The following is a 26,798-nucleotide window of genomic DNA, read 5'->3' on the forward strand; positions in this document are numbered from 1 at the left end:
GGCCGCCCGCCGCGCCACGCCGAGCGTGGCCGATTCGCCACGCCGGTACGGCCGTTCGGAACCGGAATTGAACACACCACGCGGCCGGTGCGTACCTACGGCCATCCAGGCGCCGCGATACCCACCCCCGATACGAACTGCCCGCGAGCGGCAGACCCCCCCCGTCCCCAGGAGGTCGAGAAGTTTGAGTCACAAGCGAATGCCGAAGCGCAAGGCCGCGATAGCGGTGGGCGGTGTCGCGGCGCTCGGAGCGGCGGCCCTCCTGCTCCCCAACGCCAACGCGTCCCAGGACAAGGACCAGGCGTCGGGTACCACCGGCACCGCGAAGACCCTGAAGGCCTCGGACGCCTCCGGCCTCGCCGCCCAGCTGCAGAAGATCCTCGGCGACGCCTTCGCCGGCTCGTACTACGACAGCGCCAGGCAGCAGCTCGTCGTCAACGTGGTCAACGGCGACGACAACGTCGTCGTCCAGGCCAAGAAGGCGGGCGCGGTCGTCCGCCAGGTCGACAACAGCACCGCCGAACTCAAGGCCGCCGCACGGACCCTGAAGACGAAGGCGACCATCCCCGGCACCTCGTGGGCCGTCGACCCGCGCACCAACAAGGTCCTGGTCACCGCCGACGCCACCGTCACCGGCAGCAAGTGGAACAGACTGCAGTCGACCGTGCGCAGCCTCGGCTCCGGCATGGCGACCCTGAAGAAGTCCTCCGGCACCTTCAAGACGTTCGTCTCGGGCGGCGACGCCATCTTCTCCCAGGTGCAGGGCGGCAACGTCCGCTGCTCCCTCGGTTTCAACGTCACCGCCTCCGACGGCAGCCCCGCCTTCCTGACGGCCGGTCACTGCGGGGTCGCCGCCAAGGACTGGTCCGACTCCCAGACCGGGCAGCCCATCGCCACCGTCGACCAGGCGACCTTCCCCGGCGCGGGCGACTTCTCCCTCGTCAAGTACAACGACCCGGCCACCCAGGCGCCCAGCGAGGTCAACGTCGGCAACGGCCGGACCGTGCAGATCAACCAGGCCGCCGACGCCACCGTGGGCGCGACCGTGTTCCGGATGGGCTCCACCACCGGGCTGCACGACGGACAGGTCACCGGCCTCGACGCCACCGTCAACTTCCAGAGCGAGACCGACCCGAACGGCGTCGACACCGTCACCGGTCTCATCCAGACCAACGTCTGCGCCGAGCCGGGTGACAGCGGCGGCTCGCTGTTCACCCAGGACGGCAGCGCCCTCGGCCTGACCTCCGGCGGCAGCGGCGACTGCACCAACGGCGGCGAGACCTTCTTCCAGCCGGTCACCACCGCCCTCCAGGCCACCGGCGCGACGCTCGGCGCCGGCGGCGCGGGCGCGGGTGACCAGGCGGGTGCCGGCGACCAGGCAGGCGCCGGTGACCAGTCGGGTGCCGGTGCCGGTGACCAGTCCGGTGCGGGCGCGGGTGATCAGGCAGGCGCTGGTGACCAGTCGGGTGCCGGTGCCGGCGATCAGTCCGGTGCGGGTGCGGGTGACCAGTCCGGTGCGGGTGCCGGTGACCAGTCGGGCGCGGGTGCCGGTGACCAGGCCGGGGCCGGCGGTGAGCAGATCGGCGGCAGCGCCGACCCGTCCGCGCCGTCCGACGCCTCCGGCTCCGGCGCGGCGCACGACGGCTCGTCGTCCCTGACCGGCACGCGCTAGCGGCACGGCGCGTCCGCAAGGCTCCCCGGCCGGCCTCCCCCTCGGTACCGGCCGGCGGGGAGTGGTCCGGCCCTCCCGCGGGAGGGCTGGACCACAGCCGTGTGCGTCAGTCGCCGCACGCCCGCAGCAACAGCACCGCCACGTCGTCCACCCGTTCCCGCGCCGCCGCACTGTGCCGGACCACCTCGTCCGCCAGGCGCTCCAGCGGCTGGTGGCCGACGTCCGCGAGCAGCGCGCCGAGATCGACCAGCGCGTCCTCGATGTCGACACCGGGGGACTCCACCAGGCCGTCGGTGTAGAGGAGGAGCACCGAGCCGGGGGTCAGGGACACCTCGGTCGTCGGATACACGGCCGCGGCGTCGATCCCCAGCAGCGGACCCCCGGCCAGGTCCAGCACCCGCACCCGCCCGTCCGGCCGGCGCAGCAGCGGCGGCGGATGACCCGCCCGGGCCATCACGGCCCGCCCGCGCGCCGGGTCCAGCCGCAGGTACAGACAGCTCGCGAACAGGTCGGCGCCGAGATCGATCAGCAGCCGGTTGGTGCTGCTCATCACCTCGTGCGGCGCCTGCCCCACCGTGGTGTACGCCCGCACGCCCGTACGGATCTGCCCCATCAGGCCGGCCGCGGTCACGTTGTGCCCCTGGACGTCCCCGATCACCGCCGCCGCCAGCGGACGGGTGGGCACCAGGTCGTAGAAGTCGCCGCCGATCTCCATGCCGTGGGTGGCCGGCAGATAGCGGGCCGCCGCCTCGATGCCGGGCGGTGGCGCCAGCGAGTGCGGCAGCAGCGCCTGTTGCAGACCGTGCGCCAGGCGGTGTTTCGCGTCGTAGAGCACGGCCCGCTCCAGGGCCTGCGCGATCAGCCCGCCGAGCGAGGTGAGCACCGCGCGCTCGTCGGCAGGGAAGGAGTGCGGCTGGGCGTAGGCCAGCACACACGTGCCGACCGGCCGCCCGGACGCGATCAGCGGCAGGTACGCCCAGGCCGCGAAGCCGTCCGAGGTCTCCTGCCGGTCCGGATACAGCCGCTCCAGCTGCTCCCGGGAGTCGAAGAACGCGGGTACCCCGCTGTTCAGGGCGTGCGTGCCCGGGGTCCGTTCGGACAGCGGCAGCCCGTCGAACCGCTCCACGACGCGCGCGGACGGGTAGCCGCGGTGCCCCAGCACGTGCAGCCGCCCGCCCTGCGCCCGCAGCAGCACCAGCGCCTGGCTGCCGACGGCCGGGGCCACCTCGTCCCACACCAGCTGCACCACGTCCTGCACCCCGACCGCCTCGGTCAGCGCGCCCGCCAGGCTCAGCACCTGGGAGATGGTCACCAGCCGGGACGGCCCCGGACCCGCCTGCGCAGTGCCGCGCGCCATCTCCGCCACCGCCCGGGCCCGGTTGATGCGCACGCTCAGCCCGGTCGTGCTCGGGTACATGCGGAACGACAGCCATTCGCCGGGCGGGCGCAGCGCCACGAAGGACGTCACCTGCTGGCTGAGCAGCGCCGCCCGGTAACGGTCCTCGTACATCGGGTCGTTCAGCCAGGGCACCGACACCCAGGGCAGCGTGCCCAGCAGCTCCCCGGCCGGCCTGCCGAGCAGCTCGGCGGCGGCCGTGTTGGCGAAACCGATCCGGCCGTGCAGGTCCAGCGACATCAGCCCGTACGGCAGCCGGGACACCATCCGCGCCGCCTCGACCGAGCCAAGGGTGCCCGCCACGCCCGACACCGGCGCGGCGAGCACGTCCGGCTCGTGGCCAACCGGCTGGTCCTCCTGCGCGGCCCGCTCCAGCCGCAGCGCCAGCCGTTCGCAGGCCGCCGTCAGGTGTTCGCGCTCCCAGCCCGACAGCTCCGGAGGGTGCGCGCCCGGCCAGGTCACGAACAACGCGCCGTACACCGCGTGCTCCGTCGCCACGGGCGCCGCGGCCAGCGCGAAGGGGTACGGCAGCACCACCGAGATCCGCGGGTAGCGGCGGGCCATCTCCTCCTCGCCGCTCACCCAGACGAGCCGTCTCTCGCGCGCCGCGTCCGCCACCGGGATCGGCGCGCTCAGCCCGACCCGCTCCCACGGCGCCGCGAACGCCCGGGGCATGCCCGCCATCACCGCCATCTCCAGGACCGGCTCGCCGGGCCTGAGCAGGTACACCGCTCCGGAGTGCGCGTGCACGTCCTCCAGCAGGGAGGCCAGCGCGAGCGACAGCACCGGCTGCCAGGCCGGCGCCCGCCTCGTCCCCGGCCCGTCGGACACGCCGACCACCTCCTCGTACGGCCGCGCGTCGCATCCCGGGCACAAGACTCCCTCGCGGCGGCGCCCCGCGCACGGCGAGCGTTGGTACGGCCCCACAGACGCCCGCGCACGTCGGATGGCTCCGAATACCCCGCCGCGCCGTCTCCATGCGCCGGCGCCGACGGCGCGGCCGGCAGCCTCGGCGGGCCCCGCGAGCAGGCTCGGCCGGCGTCGTACCGGGGCCGTCGGCCGGGGTGGCGCCCGGGATGGCGCCGGGGTGGGGGAGAGGCACGGGTGGTGTACGGGGTTTCTCGTGTGCGCCCCCGCCGCGCCTGGTTGGCCGAATCCATGCGCAGGGGGCGACGTTCTCGGCCCCGGCACCGCAGCGGGCGGCCGGACAGGCGCACGGGGGCAGGGGCGGATCAGCGGTGGACCGGGGCGGTGCGCCGGGCGTGTCGCCGCCGTTCCCCGGTGGCGCATCCGGAGTGTCCGTCGGCCGAATCATCACCCCAGATCAGGGGCAGTCCGGCCACCCCGTCGAACACCCGGGCGGAGCCCCGGCCCGCGGCGGCCGAGCGGCCGACGACACCATCCGGCCGGGCCTGGCGGCAGTCTTTTTTCGCCTGCCCGGTTTGGGGGCGAGGCGCCGGGGCACACGCGGGGGCGACGACCGGCCGGGGGTCTCGTGTGCGCACGGAGCCTCAGCAAAGTGGCCGGACAGTGACGCAAAAGCACCGGCAGAGTACTCTCCGTTCAATCTCAGGGGGTTGCTTGCGCGTGACTCACCGTGAAGACTGTGGCCGAGTTCCATCGAAACGAAGGTGTGACCGAGTGCGCATCATGCCAATCGTGGGGCAGCACGCCCTGCGACTGCGTATTCTCACACCTCGTTCCGGACGGCCGGGGCTGCCCGCCCCGCTGTCCGGTCACGAGCCGGGAGGGTCCCGCGCGATCGCCGCGCGGGAGGTGTCGCCGAGGGGATGGGTTATGTCGGGTTGGCGTGTCGCACGACCGGACTCGCCGCGGGGCCGGGGCCGGCCGCGCGGCCGCCGCGTCCCGCACCGCATGTGTTGAGGGCCTACGGCCCACCCCGGCGCCCCACCGACGGCGGCTGACCGTCCCGCCGCGCACGAGGAAGCCGCACCGGACGTGCGCTCCTCCCGTCCGGACCACCCGGCAGTGGGACACACCCGTGCCCGGAACCGCCCGCGGCCCCGGCCGTGCCGGTCCACGGCATCGACCCTTCGCGGCTCCGCCATGCCCGCACGCGCTAGCAAGGAGACAAGGTGATCAGCACGCAACCGACGGGCGAACGGCCCCTCCTGGAGGAGTTACCCGACCGCTGGCGGGGCTTACACGAGGCCGGCCCGGTGCGGTACGACGAGACCCAGGGCGTCTGGCAGGTTCTGGACCACGAGACCGTCGCCACCGTGCTCGCCGACCCTGCGACGTATTCCTCGGACCTCTCCGCCCTCGCCCCCACCCAGTCCGACTTCGAGACCTTCACCCAGGGCAACTTCGTCGGCATGGACCCGCCGGAGCACCGCAAGCTCCGCACCCTGGTGAGCCAGGCGTTCACCCCGCGGGTCGTCCAGGGGCTCGAACCCCGTATCGAGGCCGTGTGCGCGCGGCTCCTGGACGAGGTCGCCGACCGCGACCGGTTCGACCTGGTCGACGCGCTGGCCTATCCGCTGCCCATCATCGTGATCGCCGAACTGCTCGGCATCCCCGCCGAGGAACACCGGCTCTTCCAGGAGTGGGCGAGCGTCCTGTTCGGCGGCGACCAGCTCGGCGAGGCGCCGGACATGGCCGATCTGGAACGGGCGCTGGAGGCCATCGCCCCCACCGTGCGCGAGATGAACGGCTACATGCTCGACCACATCCGCGCCCGCCGCGCCCGCCCCGGCGAGGACCTCACCAGCAGACTCATCGCCGCCGAGGTGGACGGCGTCCGCCTCGCCGACCAGGAGATGGTCGGGTTCGTGGCCCTGCTGCTGGTCGCCGGGCACATCACCACCACCGCGCTGCTGGGCAACGCCGTCGTCACCTTCGACCGGCACCCCGGCACGGACGCCGCGCTGCGCGAGGACCCCGCACGGATCCCGGCCGCCGTCGAGGAGGTGCTGCGCTGGCTGCCGCCCTTCCCGGAACTGGGGCGCCGGGTCACCCGGCCCGTGGTCCTCGGCGGCCAGGACATCCCGGCCGACAGCCTGCTGATGGCGCATCTGGGCGCCGCCAACCGGGACCCCGCCCGCTTCGACGCGCCCGACGTCCTCGACGTGACCCGGAACCCCAATCCCCATCTGACCTTCGGGCACGGCATCCACTTCTGTTTCGGCGCGCCACTGGCCCGGCTGGAGGCGCGGATCGCCCTGCGCATGCTGCATGAACGATTCCGCACCCTGGCGATCCCCTCCTACGAGGACGTCGCCTACCAGAACCCGGCCGTCATCATCGGCGTACGGCAGCTGCCCGTCGAGGTCGCCAGACCGTAGCCGAGCGCGCACCGGCCGGCCCCCATACCGCTCACGGGCCGGACCGGCACACCCGCACATGAGACCCATCCAACGGGAGTCCCCTTCTCATGCCGTACACCTTCCCCGCCGCTCCGGCCGCCTCCCGGACGCCGTCCCTGCTGCACCGGGAGCTGCAAAACCGTCTCGACGCCCTCGCCCGGACCCACCGGGTGCCCGGCGCCCAACTCGCCCTGGACACCGGCACGGACCTCATATCCGTGCACACCGGTACGGCCGACACCGCGACCGGCACTCCCTTCACCGCGGACACCGCGGTCCCCCTCGGATCGCTCACCAAGCCCTACACCGCCGCGCTCGTCATGCTCCTGGCCGACGACGGCGACCTCGACCTGGACGAGCCCGCCGCCGCACACCTCCCGGAGCTGGGCGAAGTCCCCGAGGTGACGATCCGTCACCTGCTGGCCCACATCAGCGGGTTACCCACCGGGCCGGACTCGGACACGGCCGCCACGACCACCGCCGCCCGCTATCTCGCGGCCGTCTGCACCGCCCGGGACACGCTGTTCCCGCCGGGGACCGACTTCTCCTACTCCAACGCCGGCTACGTCGCCGCCGGCCGGCTGGTGGAGACGGTCACCGGGATGCCGTGGCCCGAGGCGGTCCGGGCGCTGCTCCTCGAACCCCTCGGTGTCGTTCCGGCACTCCTCGGCGATGCGGTGCCCGCCCGTCCCGTGGCCGCCGGGCACGCCGTCAACACCGCGACGGGGCAGGCCCGTCCGGCCCGGCAGAACCTGGCCCCGCTGGAGGCGCCGGCCGGTGCGCTGCTCGCCGGTGCCCGGGACCTGGCCGCGTTCGGCAACGCGCTGATCGGCCGCGCGGACCTGCTGCCGCCCGCCGTCGCCAAGGAGATGCGCCGCGCCGAGCCGGCCGCCCGCCCCGGCGCGCTGGCCGACGGCTGGGGCGCCGGACTCGCCCTGTACCAGCGGGACGACCGCGTGTGGTGCGGGCACGACGGCAACGCCCAGGGCACGTCCTGCCATCTGCGGGCCGAGCCGGAGAGCGGGGTGGTGGTCGCCTTCACCGGCAACGCCGGGGGCGCGACCGCGCTCTGGCGCGACCTCGCCGAGGAACTGGGCCGGCTGACCGGCATACAGGTGCCCGTCGGCGCGCGTGTCGCGGACCGGGGCCGTCCCGTCGCCCTGCCCGACTGCGCGGGCACCTATCACAACGGCACCACGACGTACCGCGTCGCGCCGGGCCCGGACGGCTCGCCGGCCCTGTCCGTGGACGGCGACCTGCCCATCCCGCTGGTCTGCTACGCCGACCTCTCCTGCGACCTGCGCGATCCGGACACCGGGCGCCTCGAACCCGGGGGCCGCTTCCACCGCGATCCGGCCACCGGCAGGGTCGACCGGGTACAGATCTCCGGCCGCACGGCCCGGCGCACGGCCGACGGCTGACCGGTTCGGGTACCGCCGAGGTTCGGTTCCCGGTCCCGGTCGACACCGCCGGAACAGCCGGCGCTCCCGCCGCATACCGGTGCCACCCGTGCCCGAGCGGGCAGGCGCCGGGCACCCGTGGTCGTCACCGATCAGGTGGTCCTCTCCGAACCGTCGGCACCGCCGGCCGGTACGTCCCGGCCCCGGCACCCACGCTCCACAGCACCGTCGCGCACACCCGGTGGGCCACCCCGGTCCAGCGCACCACCCCCGTGGCGGTCCCCGGCGCCGCATCGTCCCGCTCTCCAAAGGACTTCACCCATGACGGACCTGCACGACAAGCCCGCACCGGCGTCCTCCCTGCCGCGGCAGGCCGGCCCCGCCGCCGACGCACCGGAGAGCGGCGCGGCCCCGGCGTATCCGACGCTCGGCGAGCTGTTCGCCGCCTGGGTGGCCCGCACCCCGGACGCACCGGCCCTCACCGACGGCCGACGCACCTGGACCTACCGCGAACTGGCCGCCCGCGCCGACCGGCTGGCCGTACACCTGACCCGGCGGGGAGCGGGGCCGGACCGGGTGGTCGCCCTCGTCCTGCCGCGCTCGATGGAGCTGATCGCGGCGGAGCTCGCCGTCGCGCGCGCGGGCGCCGCCTTCCTGCCCGTGGACCCCGCCTACCCCGCCGAGCGCCGCGCGCTGATGCTCGCCGACGCCGCGCCCACCGTCACCCTCGACGATCCGCCCCGAGTCCGCGAGCTGCTGGACACCGGAGACGGCGCGGAGCCCGGGGCCGGCACCGAGGCCGCCGCCGACCACGCCGCCTACGTCATCTACACCTCCGGCTCCACCGGCACCCCCAAGGGCGTGACGGTCACCCACCGCGGCATCGGCGGCTTCACCACGGCCGCCGCCGAACGGTACGCGGTGGGCCCCGGCGACCGCGTGCTCCAGTTCTCCTCGCCCAGCTTCGACGCCTCCGTACTGGAGCTGTGCGTCTCCGTGCTCTCCGGCGCCACGCTCGTCGTACCGCCGCACGGCCCCTGGCTGGGCGACGAACTCGCCGCGGTCCTGGACGAACACCGCATCACCCACGCCCTCATCCCGCCGGCCGCGCTGGCCACCCTGCCCGACCCCGCCCAGGGCACCGCCCGTCACCTGCGCACGCTGATCGTGGGCGCGGAGGCCTGCCCGGCCGGGCTCGTGGACCGCTGGGCACCCGGCCGCCGCATGATCAACTCCTACGGTCCGACCGAGGCCACCATCGTCGCCACGTGGACCGGGCCGCTCACCGCCGGCCAGGGCACGCCGACGATCGGCGGTGCCCTGCCACACACCCGGGTGCACGTCCTCGACGCCGCGCTGCGTCCCGTACCGGCCGGTGCGGACGGCGAGTTGTTCGTCGGCGGCGACGCGGTGGCCCGCGGCTACCTGGGCCGGCCGGGGCTCACCGCCGCCCGCTTCGTCGCCGACCCCTTCGGCCCGCCCGGCGCCCGGCTGTACCGCACCGGGGACCGGGCGCGCTGGACCGCCGACGGGGAACTGGAGTTCCTGGGCCGGCTGGACCGGCAGGTGAAGATCCGCGGCTTCCGCATCGAGCCGGGCGAGATCGAGTCGGCCCTGCGCCGGGCCGGCGCAGGCACCGTCGGCGAGGCGGTCGTCGTGGTACGCGAGGACACGCCGGGCCACCAGCGCCTCGTCGCCTACGTCACCCCGGCCGGAGCCCCGGCTTCCGCGGACTCGGACGCTTCCACCACCCCGGTCGCCTCCGCCGACCGTCCGGCGCTCCCCGCGCACCCCCTCGACCCCGCCGCCTTACGCGCCGCCCTCGCCGCCGCGCTGCCCGCCCACATGGTGCCCTCGGCGATCGTCGTACTGGAGCGGATGCCGCTCACCCCGCAGCACAAGATCGACCGGCGGGCGCTGCCCGCTCCGGAGCGCTCCGTCGCGGCCGGGCACGTGGCGCCGCGGTCGGAGCCGGAGCGGGCTCTCGCGGCGATCTGGGCGGAGGTGCTGGGCGTCGAGACCGTCGGGGTGACGGACGACTTCTTCGAACTGGGCGGCGAATCGATCCTCGCCGCCCGCGTCCTGGCCCGGATCCGGGAGGAGCTGGGCGTCCGGCTGACGGTACGGGACGTGTTCACCGCGCGGACGATCGCCGCCCTGGCCGTGCTGCCGGGCGACCCGTCGGCCACGGCGCCGTCCGAGCCGATACCGCCGGCCCCCGCCGAGGCCGTCCTGCCGCTGTCCAGCGCCCAGCGCCGGCTGTGGTACCTCGACGACCTCACCGCGGGCGGCACCGAGTACAACACCGGCGTGTCCCTGCGGCTGCGCGGCCCCCTGGACCCGGACGCGCTGCGCCGCTCCCTGCGCCGCCTCGCGGCCCGCCACGCCTCCCTGCGCACCACCTTCACCACCGTCGACGGCCAGGGCGCCCAGCGCGTCGCGCCGGAGCCGCAGCTGCCCCTCAGAACCGCCGATCTCACCGACGTGCCCGACAGGCGCCGCGCCGAGGCCGCCGAGGCGCTGCTCACCGAGGAGCTGAGCCGCCCCTACGACCTGGCGGCCGGCCCGCTCACCCGGGCCCTGCTGGTCCGGCTGGCCGCCGAGGACCACCTGCTGCTCCTGGCGCAGCACCACATCGTCACCGACGGCTGGTCCGTGGGCATCCTCACCCGCGAACTCGCCGCCCTCTACCACGCGGAGACCACCGGTGAGCCCGACGGCCTGCCGCAACCCCGGGTGCAGTACCCGGACTTCGCGGTCTGGGAGCGGCGGCAGCGGGCCGGTGACGCGGACGCCGCCGACCTCGCCTACTGGAAGCGGCACCTGGCCGGTCTCCAGCAGCTCGAACTGCCCACCGACCGGCCGCGTCCCGCCGTGCGCACCACCGCCGGAGCGGCCCACCGGCACGCGCTTCCCGCCGAGCTGGTGACCCGGCTGCGGCACCTGGCCGCGGGTCGCGGCACCACCGTGTTCACCCTGTTCGCGGGCGCCTCCGCGCTGCTGTTCTCCCGTTACTCCGGACAGCGGGACGTCGCGTTCGGCACCGTCACCACCGGCCGCGGCCGGCGGGACCTGGAGGACGTGCCCGGCTTCTTCGCCAACACGGTGGTGCTGCGCGGCGAGGTGGACGAGCGGGCGACCGTGGACCGGTTCGTGGAGAGCATGCGGACGACCGTCCTGGACGCCTTCGCCCACGACGGGGTGCCGTTCGACCGGGTGGTCGAGGAGCTGGCCCCGCCGCGCGACCCGAGCCGCACCCCGCTGGTACAGGCGCTCGTGGTGCAGCAGACCGCGCTGCCGGTGCCGCCGCTGACCGGCGGGGTACGCCTCGCCGAGCATCCGCTGCCCCGCCCGGCCGCCCGCTTCGACCTGGTCCTGGAGTTCACCCCGGAAGCGGACGGCGGCTGCGTGCTGACCGCCGAGTTCAACACGGACCTGTTCGAGGCGGCGACCGTGGCCCGCCTGACCGCCCATCTGCACCGCCTGCTGGAGGGCATGGCGGACGGCCCCGGCCGCACGCTGGCCGAGCTGCCCATGCTGTCCGCCGAGGAGCAGCGCACGCTGGTGGACACCTGGAACCCGCCCGCCCGCCGGTCGGCGGACGGCGAACCCGCCACCCTGCCCGACCTGTTCCGCGCCCAGGCGGCCCGCACCCCCGACCGCACCGCCGTCGTCTGCGGGCCCGTCCGGCTGGACTACGCCGAGGTCGCCCGGCGCGCCAACCGGCTGGCCCGGCTGCTCATTGCGCGCGGCGCGGGCCCGGAGACCCTGGTCGCGCTGTGCCTGCCGCGCACCGCCGACCTCGTGCCCGTGCTGTGGGCCGTCCTCAGCGCCGGCGCCGGCTATCTGCCCGTCGACCCCGCCTACCCCGCCGAACGCGTCCGCTTCATGCTCGGCGACGCCCGGCCCGCCCTGGTGATCGCCACCCGGGAGACCGCCGCCGCCCTGCCCGCGGACTGCGCACCGCTGCTCCTGGAGGACTGCGCCGACCCGGCCGTGCCCGACACGGACGTCACCGACGCCGACCGGCCCCGGCCGCTGCTGCCGGACCATCCCGCGTACGTCATCTACACCTCGGGTTCCACCGGCCGCCCCAAGGGGGTCGTGGTCACCCACCGCACGGTCGCCGCGCTGGCCGCGTGGGCGGGGGAGCGGTTCGGGGAGCAGGGGCTCGCCCATGTGATCGCCTCCACCTCCCTCAACTTCGACGTCTCCGTCTTCGAGCTGCTCTGCCCGACGACGGCCGGCGGTACCGTCGAGGTGGTCGCCGACCTGCCGGCCCTCGCCGACGGCACGGGCCCCCGGCGGGCCGGGCTGCTGAGCGGGGTGCCGTCCGTCGTCTCCCGCCTGATCGCGGGCGGTACGGCACCCGTGACCGCGGACACCGTCGTCCTCGCCGGGGAGGCCCTGCCCGCACAGACGCTGCACGATCTGCGCGCCGCGCTGCCCGGCTGCCGGATCGCCAACATCTACGGGCCCACCGAGGCCACCGTGTACGCCACCGCCTGGTTCGCCGGGGACCGGCTGCCGGAACAGGCCCCGCCCATCGGCGAGCCGGTGGCGCTGACCCGCGCCTATGTCCTCGACCACGCGCTGCGGCCCCAACCGGTGGGCGTCACCGGCGAGTTGTACCTCGGTGGCGGCGGGCTGGCGCGCGGCTACCTGAACCGGGCAGGCCTGACCGCCGCGCGGTTCGTCGCCGATCCGTTCGGCGCGCCGGGGGAGCGCATGTACCGCACCGGCGACCTGGTGCGCCGCCGTGCCGACGGCGTTCTCGAATACGTGGGCCGCATCGACCAGCAGGTCAAGGTGCGCGGCTTCCGCATCGAACTGGGCGAGGTGGAGGAGGCGTTGCGCCGCTGCACGGGCGTCGCCGAGGCCGCGGCCGCCACCACCACCGACAGCGACGGCCACCGGCGTCTGGCCGGCTACGTCGTCCCGGTCGCCGGCGAGCGCGTGGAACCGGAGGCCGTACGCCGCGAACTCGGCCGTACGCTGCCCGCTTCGATGGTGCCGTCGGCCGTCGTCGTGCTGGACGCCCTGCCGCTGAACCCGAACGGCAAGCTCGACCGCGGCCGGCTCCCCGACCCGGGCCCCGCCGTCCGCGCGGTACGGCACGTCGCGCCCCGCACGCCCACCGAGCGCGCCCTCGCCGCGATCTGGGCCGAGGTGCTGCGCGCCGAACGGATCGGCGTCGACGACAACTTCTTCGAGCTCGGCGGCGACTCGATCCTCAGCATCCAGGTGGTGGCCCGCGCCCGGCAGGACGGCCTGCCGCTGACCTCCCGGGACGTCTACCGGCACCAGACGGTCGCCGCCCTCGCCCGCTGCGCGGACGCCGCCCGAGGCCCGCGCGAGGCCGCCCCCGCACCGGAGGCGGCCACCGGCCCGGCCCCCCTGACCCCCATCCAGCACTGGCTGTTCGACACCGCCGCCGAGCGCGCCGGTCACTTCGCCCAGGCGCTGTCCGTGCAGGTGCCCGACGACGTGGACCCGGCGGCGCTGGAGGACGCGCTGAACGACCTGGTCGCCCACCACGACGCCCTGCGCTCCCGCTTCGTCGCCGACGACACCGCCCCCGGGGTCCGCTGGCACATCGAGGACCGGGCACCCCGCCTCCGCCTGGCCCGCCACACCGGCCCGGACCCGGACACCCCGCACTTCGGCCCGTTCGACCTCGCCCGGGGGCCGCTGCTGCGGGCCGTCCTGCACGACCGGGGAGCCGGCCGGCCCCGCGTCCTGCACCTCGCCGTCCACCACCTGGTGGTCGACGGGGTGTCCTGGCGGCTGCTGCTGGACGACCTGGACCGCGCCTACCGGGCCCGCCGCGCCGGCGACGACGGCCCGGCCGCGCTGCCCCCGAAGTCCTCGCCGCTGCGCGCGTGGGCCCGCCGGCTGAACGCCCACGCGGCCGACGGCGGCTTCGCCGACGAGCTCGAGTACTGGGCCCGGGCGGTGCCCGGCACCGTACCCGCCCTCCCCGCCGACCTGCCGGGCGGCACCAACACCTACGCCTCGCAGCGCACGGTCACCGTGCGCCTGAGCCCCGAGGACACCTCGGCCCTGCTGCGCACCCTGCCCGACACCTACCGCACCCGGGCCAACGACGTCCTGCTGAGCGCCCTCGGCCGGGCACTGTGCGCCGGGACCGGTCAGGACCGGGTGGTGGTCGACGTCGAGGGGCACGGCCGCGAGGAACTCTTCCCCGAGCTGGACATCAGCCGCACGGTCGGCTGGTTCACCACCCGGTACCCCGTCGCGCTCGAAGTGCCCGAGGACGCCGGCTGGGACGCCGTGCTGAAGCAGGTCAAGGAGCAGCTGCGCGCCGTGCCCCGGCACGGCCTGGGCCATGACGCGCTGCGGCACCTCGCCGGGCCCGGGACGGCACCGCGCACCACGGCCGCGCAGATCAGCTTCAACTACCTGGGCCGCATGGGCCTGCCGGAGGACGCGGACGGCCTCTGCCGGGGCACCGTACGCCCGTTGGAGCTGGACGCCGACCCGGCGGCGGAGCGCCCGCACGCCCTGGAGGTCGTCGGACAACTCGACGGCGACGCACTGGAGTTCACCTGGTTCTACTCGGACCGGCTGCACCGGGAGGACACGGTCGCCGGCCTGGCCCGGCGCTTCGCCGACGCGCTCTCCGGCCTGGCCCGGCACGCCACCCGGCCGGGGGCCGCCGGGCGCACCCCGTCCGACTTCCCGCTGGCCCGGCTCGACCAGGCCGCCGTGGACCGGATCACGGGCGCGGACCCGGCGGCGGTGGCGGACGCGTACCCGCTCACGCCCACCCAGGCGGGCATGCTCTTCCACGGCCTGTCCCAGGACGACCGCGGGGTCTACTTCCAGCAGCTGACGTTCGACCTGGACGGCGTGCCCGACCCGCAGGCCCTCGCCGCCGCCTGGCAGCACGTCACCGACCGCACCGAGGTGCTGCGCGGCCGCGTCGTCTGGCAGGACGTACCCGAGCCGCTGCTGGTGGTGCAGCGCCACGCGGCCGTGCCGGTCACCCACCTGGACTGGCGGGACCTGACGGCGCAGGAGCGCCGTGCCCGGCTGGACGACGTACTGGCCCGGGACCGCGCGGAGGGCATCGACCTCGGCCGGGCCCCGCTCCAGCGGCTGCTCCTCGCCCGCGTCTCCGACACCTCGGTGCGCGTGGTGTGGTCCTTCCACCACCTGCTGCTGGACGGCTGGAGCCTGTTCCAGGTGCTCTCGGACGTCTTCGCCCAGCACGCCGGGACCGGCCCCGACGCCCTCCCGGACCGGCCCCCGTACGCGGACTACGTGGCCTGGCTGCGGCAGCGCGACCCGGCCGGAGCCGAACGGCACTGGCGGCACCGCCTGGCCGGCCTGGCCGAGGCCACACCGCTGCCGTACGACCGTGAGCCCCGCGAGGCGCACCGCGCCGAGTCCACCCACGCGGTCCGGGCCACGCTGCCCGCGGCCGCCACCCGGGCGCTGGCGGAGCTGGCGCGCAGCTCCGGCCTGACCCTGAACACCCTGGTGCAGGGCGCCTGGGCGCTGCTGCTGGCCCGGCAGGCCGGCCGGGACGAGGTGGTGTTCGGCACCACCGTGTCCGGACGGCCGCCCGAGCTGCCCGGCGCCGACGCCATGACCGGCCTGTTCATCACCACCCTGCCCACCCGGGTCCCGCTCCCCGCCGACGGCACCCTGACCGACTGGCTGCGCGCGCTCCAGCACGACCAGAGCGAGGACCGGCGCTTCGACCACCTGCCGCTCACCCGAATGCGGGCGTTCACCGAACTTCCCGAGCAGGTGAGCCTGTTCGACAGCATCGTCGTCTTCGAGAACTACCCGGTGGACGACGACCTCGCCGCCGCCCACGGTCTGCGGCTGAGCGGCCTGGAGGGTGTCGAGACCACCAACTACCCGCTCAGCCTCACCGCCTACCCGGGCCCCGAGCTGACCCTGCGCCTCGGCTACGACCCCGACCTGTTCGACGCCGGGACCGCCGAGCGGATGGCCGAGTACCTGACCGTCCTGCTCACCCACCTGCCCGCCGGCGCCGGGCGCCCGCCCGCCCGGCTCCCGCTGCTCGCCCCGGACCGCCGCGAGCAGGTGCTGCGCGCCTGGAACGACACCGGCACGGCCCTCCCCGACACCACCGTCGCGGACCTCTTCGCCGCACAGGTCCGCCGTACCCCCGACGCCGTGGCCCTGGAGGCCGGAGACCAGCAGCTCACCTACCGTGAACTCGACGCGCGGGCCCAGAGGCTGGCGGCGCGCCTGGCCGGTCTCGGTGTACGGCCGGAACGGCCCGTCGGCGTGCTCATGGACCGTTCCGCGGAGCTGGTCGTCACGCAGCTGGCGCTCGTCCGCACGGGCGGGGTCTACGTGCCGCTGGACGGCAGGGCACCGGCCGAGCGACTGCGCCGGACACTGACCGAGGCCGGCGCCGGGCTGCTGCTCACCGACGCCGGCTGGGCGGGGACGGCCCGGGAGCTGCTGCCCGGCGACGGTGTGGTGCGCGTCGACGACACCTCCGGCGCGGACGGCCCCGCGCCCGCGCACACCGTGCACCCGGACAACGTCCAGTACCTGATGTTCACTTCGGGCTCCACCGGCACCCCCAAGGGCGTCGCCGTGCGTCAGCGGGACGTCGTCGCCCTCGCCCTGGACCGGGCCTTCACCGGGCACGACCGGGTCCTCGTGCACTCGCCGCACGCCTTCGACGCCGCCACCTACGAGGTGTGGGTGCCGCTGCTGCGCGGCGGCACCGCCGTGCTGGCCCCGCCGGCCGACCTGGACGCCGCCCAGGTCCGGCGCGCCGTCACGGAACAGGGCGTGACCTGCCTGTGGCTGACCGCCGGGCTGTTCCGGCTGCTGGCCCAGGAGGACCCCGGCTGCCTGCGCGGCGCCCGCGAGGTGTGGACCGGTGGCGAGGCCGTGCCGGGCGCGGCCGTACGCCGGGTCCTCGACGCGTGCCCCGGCCTGACCGTCGTGGACGGCTACGGCCCCACCGAGACCACCACCTTCGCCACCCGCCGCGTCTTCCGCTCCGGCGACCCGCTGCCCGCCGTGCTGCCCATCGGCCGCCCGCTGGACAACACCCGCGTGTACGTCCTCGACGCCGCCCTCCAGCCGCAACCGCCGGGGATCCCGGGCGAGTTGTACATCGCCGGCGCGGGACTGGCCCGGGGCTACGCGGGCCGGCCCGCAGCGACCGCCGCCCGCTATGTCGCCGACCCCTTCGGGCCGCCCGGCACCCGGATGTACCGCACCGGCGACCTCGTGCGCTGGAGCGCCGACGGCGAACTGCACTTCGTCGGCCGCGCCGACGACCAGATCAAGATCCGCGGCTTCCGCGTCGAACCCGCCGAGATCGAGGCGCTGCTCACCGCCCACCCCGCCGTCGCGGAGGCCGTCGTCTCCCTCTACGAGGACGCCGGCCGCAAGCGGCTCGCCGCCCACCTGGTACCGGCCGGCGGCGCCGGCACACCCGCCGCGTCCGAGCTGCGCGCCCACCTGGCGGCCGGGCTGCCCGACTACATGCTGCCCGCCGCGTTCGTCACCGTGCCCGAGCTGCCGCTGACCGCCAACGGCAAGGTCGACCGGCGTCGGCTGCCCGCCCCCGACTGGTCGGCGGGCGGCGACCGGGCCCACCGGGCCCCGCGCACCGGGACCGAGCGGATCCTCGCCGGGATCTGGGCCGAGCTGCTCGGTGTCGAACGGGTCGGCGTGGACGACAACTTCTTCACCCTGGGCGGCGACTCCATCCTCAGCATCCAGGTGGTCTCCCGGGCCCGGGCCGCGGGCCTCACCCTCTCCCCGCGCGACCTCTTCCGGCACCCCACCGTCGCCGAGCTGGCCGCCGCCGGCGGCGATGCCGCGCCCGCGGTCGCCGGCACCGAACCGGTCGGCGGACCGGCGGACCTCACCCCCATCCAGCACTGGTTCCTCGACCCGCGGCCGGCGCACCCCGGGTTCTTCAACCAGTCCGTCGTCATCGAGGCCGCCGGCCCGGTCGACGAGGACGCCCTGCGCCGCGCCCTCACCGCCCTGTGGACCCACCACGACGCCCTCCGCGCCCGGTTCGCTCTCGGCGGCGACGGCTCCTGGAGCCAGGACATCGCCGCGGACAGTCCGGTCCCGGAGCTGTTCCAGGTCCACGACCCGCAGGCCGAGGAACGTGTCACGGCGGCGGCCCACGCCGGACTCCGGCTGGAGACCGGCCCGCTGTTCACCGCGCGCCTGTTCACCGCCGACGGCGCCCGGCCCGCCCGGCTGCTGCTGGTCGCCCACCACCTGGTGGTCGACGGCGTCTCCTGGCGGATCCTCCTGGAGGACCTGGAGACCGGCTACGCGCAGGCCGCCGCCGGACAGCCGGTACGGCTGCCCGCCCGCACCACCTCCGTACGGGAGTGGACCCGCCGGCTGCGCGAGCGTGCCGGCACCTTCGCCGGCCAACTGGACTTCTGGGAGCGGGCCGCCCGGCACTGCGCCGACCCGCTCCCCGTGGACGGCGACGGCGGCACCACCATGGCCGACGTCCGCGAGGTGACCGTCCGGCTGGACCGCGACCGCACCGACGGCCTGCTGCGCCGTGTCCCCGGCGTCTACCGCACCCGCGTCGACGACGTCCTGCTCACCGCGCTGGGCCGGGTCCTCGCCGACTGGACCGGACGCGACACCGTCGCCGTCGGCCTGGAGGGACACGGCCGTGAGGACCAGCTGTTCGAGGACGTCGACCTGTCCCGCACGGTCGGCTGGTTCACCTCCCTCCACCCGGTCGCCCTGACGCTCCCGGCGGGAGACTGGGGCACCGCCCTGAAGTCGGTGAAGGAGCAGCTGCGGGCCGTACCCGACCGGGGACTCGGCTACGGCGTCCTGCGCCACCTCGCCCGCGACCCCCGGCTCACCGCCGCGCCCGCGCCCGGCATCACCTTCAACTACCTGGGCCGCTTCGACTGGTCCGCCGACGGCGGCACCCTGATCGGGGCGGTGCCCGGCGGCCTGGGCGGCGCCGAGGCGCCCGGCACCGAGCGGCCGCACCTGCTGGACGTCGTGGCCCGGGTCGAGGACGGCCAGCTGGAGATCACCTGGTACTACGGCGCCGGACGGCACCGCGAGGAGACCGTCACCGCGCTCGCCGAGGGCATGCTGCACGCCCTGACCGACATCGTCGCGCACTGCGCCCGCCCCGGCGCGGGCGGCCGTACCCCCTCGGACTTCCCGCTGGCCCGCCTGGACCAGGCCGCCGTGGACCGGATCGCCGGGGACGGCCGCGACGTCGCCGACGTCTACCCGCTGACCCCGATGCAGGCGGGCATGCTCTTCCACAGCCTGCTGGACGCCGACAGCCGCACCTACGTCAACCAGGTGCAACTCGTGCTGTCCGGGGTCACCGACCCGCACGCGCTCGCGGAGGCCTGGCAGCACACCGCCGACGCCAACCCGGTGCTGCGCACCGGCCTGGTGTGGCAGGAGACCCCGGAACCCCTGCAGGTCGTCCGGCACCGGGCCACCGTGCCCGTCACCCACCACGACTGGTCCGGATGGCCCGCCGGGCGGGGCGCGCGCGAGCTGGACCGGCTGCTGGCCGAGGACCGGCAGGCCGGCATCGACCTCGGCTCGGCGCCCCTGATGCGGCTGACGCTGATCCGGCTGGGACCGGACCGGGTCCGCCTGGTGTGGACCTTCCACCACGTCCTGCTCGACGGCTGGAGCGCCGCCCAGGTCTTCGACGAGGTGTGCGAGCGGTACGCGGCCCTCACCTCCGGGCGCCGCCCGCACCTGCCCGAGCGCAGGCCCTTCGCCGACTATCTGCGCTGGCTGTCCGGGCGGGACACCGGCCGGGCCGAACGGTACTGGCGGGAGACCCTCGCCGGTTTCCAGGCGCCCACCGAACTGCCCCGGGACCGGCGGCCCGCCGAGGCCCACCGCGCGTCCTCCTCCGGGTCGGTGCGCATGACCCTCGGCCCGGACGTCTCGGCGCGGCTGCGGGAGACCGCCCAGCGGGCGGGGCTGACCCTCAACACGGTCCTCCAGGGCGCGTGGGCGCTGCTGTTGTCCCGCTACGGCGGCGGTACCGATGTGGTGTTCGGTACGACCGTCTCCGGCCGGCCCGCCGAACTGCCGGGCGTCACCTCGATGGTGGGCCTGTTCATCAACACCCTGCCCACCCGGGCCCGCGTCGACGGGGCGCGCCCGCTGCTGGACTGGCTGCGCGACCTCCAGGCCGCCCAGTCCGAGGCCCGCCGCCACGACTTCGTCTCACTGGCCCAGGTCCAGTCGTGGAGCGACGTGCCCGGCGGCACCGGCCTGTTCGACTCCATCGTGGTCTTCGAGAACTACCCCTTCGACGAGGGCGCGCTGGCCCGGCACGGCCTCGCCATGGAACAGGAACGGGACCTGGAGCCCACCAACTACCCGCTCAGCGTGGTCGTCGCGCCCGGGGACGCCCTGGCCGTGCACCTCGACTACGACCCCGCCGCCTTCGACGCCACGACGGTGGAGGCGCTCGGCGAGAGTCTGCGCGCCCTGCTCACCGGCATGGCCGCCGACCCGGACCGCCGGCTGGCCGAGCTGCCGCTGCTGGACCCGGCCGCGGGGCGGGCGCTGGTGGACCGGTTCGGCGGACGGATGGCGCAGGCACCGTACGACACCCTGCCCGAGGCGTTCCGCCGGCAGGCCGAGCGCACCCCGGACGCCCCGGCCGTCCGGCACGGCGACACCTGCCTCACGTACCGCGAACTCGACGCCCGCTCCAGCCGGCTGGCGCGGCTGCTCATCGCCGCCGGCGCAGGACCCGAGCGCTTCGTCGCCCTCTGCCTGCCCCGCACCGCCGACCTGCTGGTGGCACTCCTCGCGGTGCTCAAGAGCGGCGCCGGCTATCTGCCCGTCGACCCCCAGTACCCGGCCGAGCGCGTCGCGTTCCTCTTCGAGGACGTACGGCCCGGCGCCGTGATCACCGCCACGGAGACCGCCGGGCGGCTGCCCGAGGGCCCGTTCACCCGGATCGTGCTGGACGAGGACCCGGGTGCCGACGTACCGGACACCCCGGTCGGCGACGGCGAACGGCGCACCCCCCTGCTGCCCGGCCACCCCGCCTACGTCATCCACACCTCCGGCTCGACCGGCCGGCCCAAGGGCGTCGTCGTCAGCCACGCCTCCGTGCTGGCCCTGACCGACTGGGCGGTGGCCGAGTTCGGCGGCCGGGGCCTGCACCACGTCGTCGCCTCCACCTCGCTCAACTTCGACGTGTCGGTCTTCGAGATCTTCTCGCCCCTGCTGTCCGGCGGCTGCGTGGAGGTCGTCCGCGACCTGCTCGCCCTCGCCGAGCGCCCCGGGCCCTGGCGCGCCGGACTGCTGAGCGCGGTGCCCTCGGCCCTGGACCGGCTGCTCGCCGAGGACGCCGTCCGCATCACCGCGGACACCGTCGTCCTCGCGGGGGAGGGGCTGCCCGCCCGGACCGTACGCCGGGTCCGCACGGCGATCCCCGGCAGCCAGGTGCGCAACATCTACGGCCCCACCGAGGCCACCGTCTACGCCACCGCCTTCACCTGCGACCCGGCCGACCCCGACCGCGATCCGCCGATCGGCCGGCCCCTCGGCGGCGCCCGCGCCTACGTCCTGGACGAGCGGATGCGACCGGTGCCCGCCGGAGCGCCCGGCGAGCTGTTCCTCGCCGGGACCGGCGTCGCCCGCGGCTACCTGCGCCGGCCCGGCCTGACCGCGAGCCGCTTCCTGCCCGACCCGTTCGGCCCGCCCGGCAGCCGCATGTACCGCACCGGCGACCTGGTCCGCTGGACGGCCGACGGCGACCTCGTCTACCTCGGCCGCGGCGACGACCAGGTGAAGGTGCGCGGCTTCCGCATCGAACTCGGCGAGGTAGAGGCCGCGCTGGCCCGCCACCCGGCGGTGTCGGCCGCCGCGGCCCGGGTGATCGAACACGCGGGCCACCGCCGTCTGATCGGCTACGTGGTGCCCCGCACCCCGGCCGGGTCCGACGCCGCTGCGCCCGACCTGCCCGACACCGCCGAGCTGCGGGCCTTCCTCGCCCGCAGCCTCCCCGACCACCTGGTCCCGGCCCTCGTCGTCCCGTTGGAGCGACTGCCGCTAGGGGCCACCGGGAAGCTCGACCGGCGGGCGCTGCCCGTACCCGAGTGGGCGGCGCCGGGCACCGGCGAGGCCGGCCGGCCGCCGCGTACCGAGGCCGAGCAGACCCTCGCGGCCATCTGGTCGGAGGTGCTCGGCGTGCCCGAGGTCGGCGCCGACGACAACTACTTCGCGCTCGGCGGCGACTCCATCCTCGGCATCCGGATCGTCTCGGCCGCCCGCCGGGCCGGGCTCGCGCTGACCCCCCGGCACCTGTTCACGCACCAGACCCTCGCCGAACTCGCCGCCGCCGCGGAGCGGGTTCCGGCCTCGGCGGTCGCCGCAGAGCAGGGCCCGGTGACCGGCGACGCCCCGCTCACCCCCGTCCAGCACTGGCTGCTGGACACCCTCACCGGTGACCCCGCGCACTTCAGCCAGACGGTCGCCTACGAGCTGGCCGCGGACCCCGACGAGGGCCTGCTGCGGGCCGCGCTGGCCGCCGTACTGGAGCACCACGACGCCCTGCGGCTGCGGTTCGAACGGGACGGGGACGGGCGGTGGCGGCAGTACGGCACCGCGCCCGGCGCCGAGCCCCCGCACCTGGAGGTGCACCGGCGGACGGCGCCGCACGCGGTCGCCGAGGCCCTCGCCGCCGGCTTCGACCTGGCCGCGGGGCCGCTGCTGCGGGCCGCGCTGTGCCGGCCGGACGGCGGCGGCCGGCCGGTGCTGCTGCTCGCCGCCCACCACCTGGTGGTGGACGCCGTGTCCTGGCGCCTGCTCCTGGAGGACCTCGACACCGCCTACCGGGCGCTGCGGGACGGCGAGCGGCCCGCCCTCGGACCCAAGAGCACCTCGTTCCGGGACTGGGCCCGGCGGCTCGCCGCGCACACCGAGGCGGGCGGCTTCGACGCCGAACTCGCCCACTGGCAGGGCCTCGGCACCGACACCGCACTGCCCGTGGACCACCCCGGCGGCGCGAACACCGTCGCCGACGAGGAGAGCGTGACCGCCGGCCTCGACACCGAGGAGACCCGCCGGCTGCTCCAGGACGTGCCGGACGCGTACCGCACCCGGGTCAACGACGTCCTGCTGTGCGCGCTGGGCCGGGTCCTGGCCCGCTGGACCGGCCGGGACCGGGTGGCGGTGACCCTGGAAGGCCACGGCCGCGAGGACCTGTTCCCGGACACCGACCTCGCCCGCACGGCCGGCTGGTTCACCGCCATGTACCCGGTCGCCCTGGACGTGCCCCGGGACGCCGGCACCGGCACCGTCCTGAAGGCGGTCAAGGAGAACCTGCGGGCCGTACCGCACGGTGGCCTCGGCTACGGCGCGCTGCGCTTCCTGCACCCCACGGCCGGCCGAGAGCTGCCCGGTCTGCCGCCGGTCTGCTTCAACTACCTGGGCCGGCCGGACGGGGCCCCCGCCCCGGGCGGCCTGCTGCACGCGCCCCACGGCGGCCTCACCGGCGGCATGGACCGCTCGGCGGACCGGCCGCACCTCCTCGACGTCCTCGGGCAGGTGACAGATGGGCGGCTGGAGTTCACCTGGTCGTACAGCAGCGCGGTGCACCGGCGGGAGACCGTCGGCCGTCTCGCGGCCGAGCTGACCGACGAACTCCGCGCGATCGTCCGGCACTGCGCCGAACCGGGCGCGGGCGGCCGTACCCCCTCCGACTTCCCGCTCGCGCCGCTCGACCAGGCGGCCGTCGACCGGCTGGTCGGCAACGGCGCGGACGTCACGGACGTGTATCCGCTCACGCCCACCCAGACCGGCATGGTGATGCACGGCCTGGACGAGGCCGAACACGGCCTGTACGTCGAGCAGATCACCTTCGTGGCGGACGGCGCCGACGACCTGGGGACCCTGGCCGCCGCCTGGCAGCACGTCGTCGACCGCACCCCCGTGCTGCGCACCTCCGTCGCCCTGCACGGCGTACCGGTGCCGCTCCAGATCGTCCACCGGGCCGTGACCCTGCCGGTCACCGAGCACGACTGGAGCGGTCTGCCGGCGGACCGGCACGAGGCCGAGCTGGAGCGGCTGCTCGCCGACGAGCGGACCCGGGGCCTCGCCCTGGACCGCGCCCCGCTGCTGCGGCTCGTCCTGGTCCGGCTCGGCCCGGACACGGTCCGCGTGGTGTGGACCTTCCACCACGTCCTGCTGGACGGCTGGAGCGTCTTCCACGTCCTGTCCGACGTCACGGCCGCGCACGCCGCCCTCGCCCGCGGCGAGCGGCCCCGGCTGCCCGAGCGCAGGCCGTTCGCGGACTACGCCGCCTGGCTGGCCGCCCGCGACACCGGCCCCGCCGAGGAACACTGGCGCGACACCCTGGCCGGGCTCACCGCGCCGACCCCGCTGCCGTACGACCGCCGGCCCGCCCCGGGCACCACGGCCCGCTCCGGCACCTGGCTGTCACAACGGCTCGGCGCCGAACAGACCCGGCAACTCCAGGAGTTCGCCCGCCGGCACCGCCTCACCCTCAACACGCTGGTGCAGGGCGCCTGGGCCCTGCTGCTGGCACGGTGGAGCGGGCAGCGGGAGGTGTGCTTCGGCACCACCGTCTCCGGCCGGCCCGCCGACCTGCCCGGCGCCGACACCGTCACCGGGCTGTTCATCACCACCCTGCCCGCCCCGACCGCGGTCGACGGCGGCGCCCGCTGCGCCGCCTGGCTGCGCGCGGTGCAGGAGGCACGCGCCGAGGACCGCCGGCACGATCACCTGCCCCTCAACACACTGCACTCCCTCACCCAACTGCCGTCGGAAACCGCACTGTTCGACAGCCTGGTGGTCTTCGAGAACTACCCCGTCGGCGACGCGACCGCGGGCGCGCACGGGCTCGCCCTGCGCGACCTGGACGCCCGGGAGGCCACCAACTACCCCCTCACCGTGGTCGTCTCGCCCGGCGACCGGCTCGCCGTCGAACTCGGCTACGACCCGCGGTACTTCGACACGGCCACCGCCGCCTCCCTGGCCGGGCAGCTGCTGCACACCCTGCACACACTGGCCGCCTCCGACGGCACCGACCGCCTGGACGACCTCGACCTGCTGCCGCCCGGCGAGCGGGACCGGCTGCTGCACGGCCCCGCCCGCCCGGCGCTCCATCCGGTGCCCCCCGCCACGCTGCCCGCCCTGATCGAGGCCGCCGTCGACCGGTGGCCGACCGCCCCCGCGCTCGCCGCGCCCGGCACGCTGCTCACCTTCGCCGAGGTCGAGGCGCGGGCCAACCGGCTGGCGCACCGGCTCATCGCCCGCGGCACGGGACCCGGCGACCTCGTCGCGCTGCTGCTGCCCCGCTCGCCGGACATGGTGCTGGCGCAGCTCGCCGTGGCGAAGGCGGGCGCCGCGTTCCTGCCCGTCGACCCCGCCTACCCCGAGGAGCGGATCGCCCTGATGCTGGGCGACGCGGACCCCGCCCTCACCCTCGACGCCAAGGAGGTCGCCGGACTGCTCGCCGCCCCGCCGGACGACGTACCCGGACACCGGCCCGGCGACAGCGACCGGAGCCGCCCGCTCGACCTGGACGACCCGGCCTACGTCATCTACACCTCCGGCTCCACCGGCACCCCGAAGGGCGTCGTCGTCACCCACCGCGGGCTCGCCGCCTTCTCCGCCGCCGAGGCCGCCCACTACCAAGTCGGCGAGGGAGACCGGGTGCTGGCCTTCGCCACGCCCAGCTTCGACGCCTCCGTGCTGGAACTGTGCACGTCCCTGCCGCACGGCGCCCGGCTGGTCGTACCCCGGCCCGGTCCGCTGCTCGGCGCCGAACTGGCCGACACCCTGCGGGCCGAGCGGATCACGCACACCCTGCTGCCGCCGGCCGCGCTCGCGACCCTGCCCGCCGACACCCCCGGCACGCTGCCCGACCTGAAGACGCTGATCGTGGGCGCCGACGCGTGCGGCGCCGAACTCGTCGCCCGCTGGGCCCCGCACCACCGGATGGTCAACTCCTACGGCCCCACCGAGGCCACCGTCGTCGCCACCTGGTCCGCCCCCCTGGAGGCGGACGGCAGCGCACCGCCCATCGGCCGCCCGCTGCCCGCCACCGGCGCCTACGTCCTCGACGCCCGGCTGCGGCCGGTCCCCGACGGCGTCACCGGTGAACTGTGGCTCGCCGGACCGGCGCTGGCCCGCGGCTACCTCGGCCGGCCCGGCCTGACCGCGTCCCGGTTCCGCGCCGACCCGTTCGGGCCGCCCGGCACCCGCATGTACCGCACCGGCGACCTGGTGCGCCGTGACAGCGGGGGCGAGCTGCACTACCTGGGCCGCACCGACCACCAGCTGAAGCTGCGCGGCCACCGCATCGAGGCGGGCGAGGTCGAGGCGACGCTGGTCGGCCACCCGGGCGTGCTGGACGCCGTGGTGACCGTACGCGAGGACGAGCCGGGCCAACCGCGGCTGGTCGCCCACCTGCTCACGGCCCCCGGCGCGCAACCGCCCACCCAGGCCGAACTGCGGGCGCTGGCCGCCCGTTCGCTGCCCGGCTACATGGTGCCCTCGGCCTTCGCGGTGCTGGACCGTTTCCCGGTCACCGAGAACGGCAAGACGGACCGGGCCGCCCTGCCCGCCCCGGCACCGGCCGAGGAGCGGACACGACCCGAGTACGTGGCGCCCCGCACCCCGGCCGAGGAGGCGCTGGCGGCCATCTGGGAGGAGACCCTCCAGACGGCCGTGGGCGCCGAGGACGACTACTTCCTGCTCGGCGGCGACTCCATGCGCGCCCTGCTCATCGCCTCCCGCGCGAACGACGCGTTCGGCGTCACGCTCACACCCCGCGACGTCCTGCTCTCCCGCACGGTGGCCGCCCTGGCGGTACGCGTGGAGGAACAGGTGCTGAGCGAACTGGAGGACGCCGCGTACGGCGACCCGGACGCCGAAGGCGACGTGTACGGCCCCGACTCCGAAGACGCCGCGTACGGCGGCCACGACCACGAACGGTGAGGATCCGA

General features: G+C 75.7%; 5 protein-coding genes. 4 read left to right on the forward strand and 1 reads right to left on the reverse strand.

Annotated elements, in window-relative coordinates; all coding sequences use genetic code 11:
- Positions 1-199 precede the first annotated feature (199 nt).
- Positions 200-1,672: a S1 family peptidase gene (locus ACIP4Y_RS20970; RefSeq protein ID WP_401396128.1), complete on the forward strand. Its 1,473-nt coding sequence runs from the start codon at positions 200-202 to the stop codon at positions 1,670-1,672.
- A gap of 106 nt (positions 1,673-1,778) precedes the next feature.
- On the opposite strand, the gene ACIP4Y_RS20975 is transcribed toward ACIP4Y_RS20970, so the two are convergent.
- Positions 1,779-3,908, reverse strand: coding sequence for a SpoIIE family protein phosphatase (locus ACIP4Y_RS20975; RefSeq protein WP_401396131.1), 2,130 nt, complete (start codon positions 3,906-3,908; stop codon positions 1,779-1,781).
- A 1,256-nt stretch (positions 3,909-5,164) separates the two neighbouring features.
- Here ACIP4Y_RS20975 and ACIP4Y_RS20980 point away from each other — a divergent pair.
- From ACIP4Y_RS20980 to ACIP4Y_RS20990, 3 genes are all read left to right on the forward strand, one after another.
- A complete protein-coding gene (locus tag ACIP4Y_RS20980) occupies positions 5,165-6,373 on the forward strand; it encodes a cytochrome P450 (protein WP_358644325.1) in 1,209 nt (402 codons plus the stop codon).
- Between the two features lie 89 nt (positions 6,374-6,462).
- Positions 6,463-7,815 carry a serine hydrolase domain-containing protein gene (locus ACIP4Y_RS20985; protein ID WP_401395501.1) on the forward strand — a complete coding sequence of 451 codons (1,353 nt, stop codon included), beginning with the start codon at positions 6,463-6,465 and terminating at the stop codon, positions 7,813-7,815.
- Positions 7,816-8,115: 300 nt separating this feature from the next.
- Entirely contained in the window at positions 8,116-26,790 is an 18,675-nt protein-coding gene (locus tag ACIP4Y_RS20990) for a non-ribosomal peptide synthase/polyketide synthase (protein ID WP_401395504.1), read from the forward strand.
- The last annotated feature ends 8 nt before the right edge of the window (positions 26,791-26,798 follow it).

The organism is Streptomyces sp. NPDC088810, assembly GCF_044750305.1.
GTDB lineage: Bacteria > Actinomycetota > Actinomycetes > Streptomycetales > Streptomycetaceae > Streptomyces.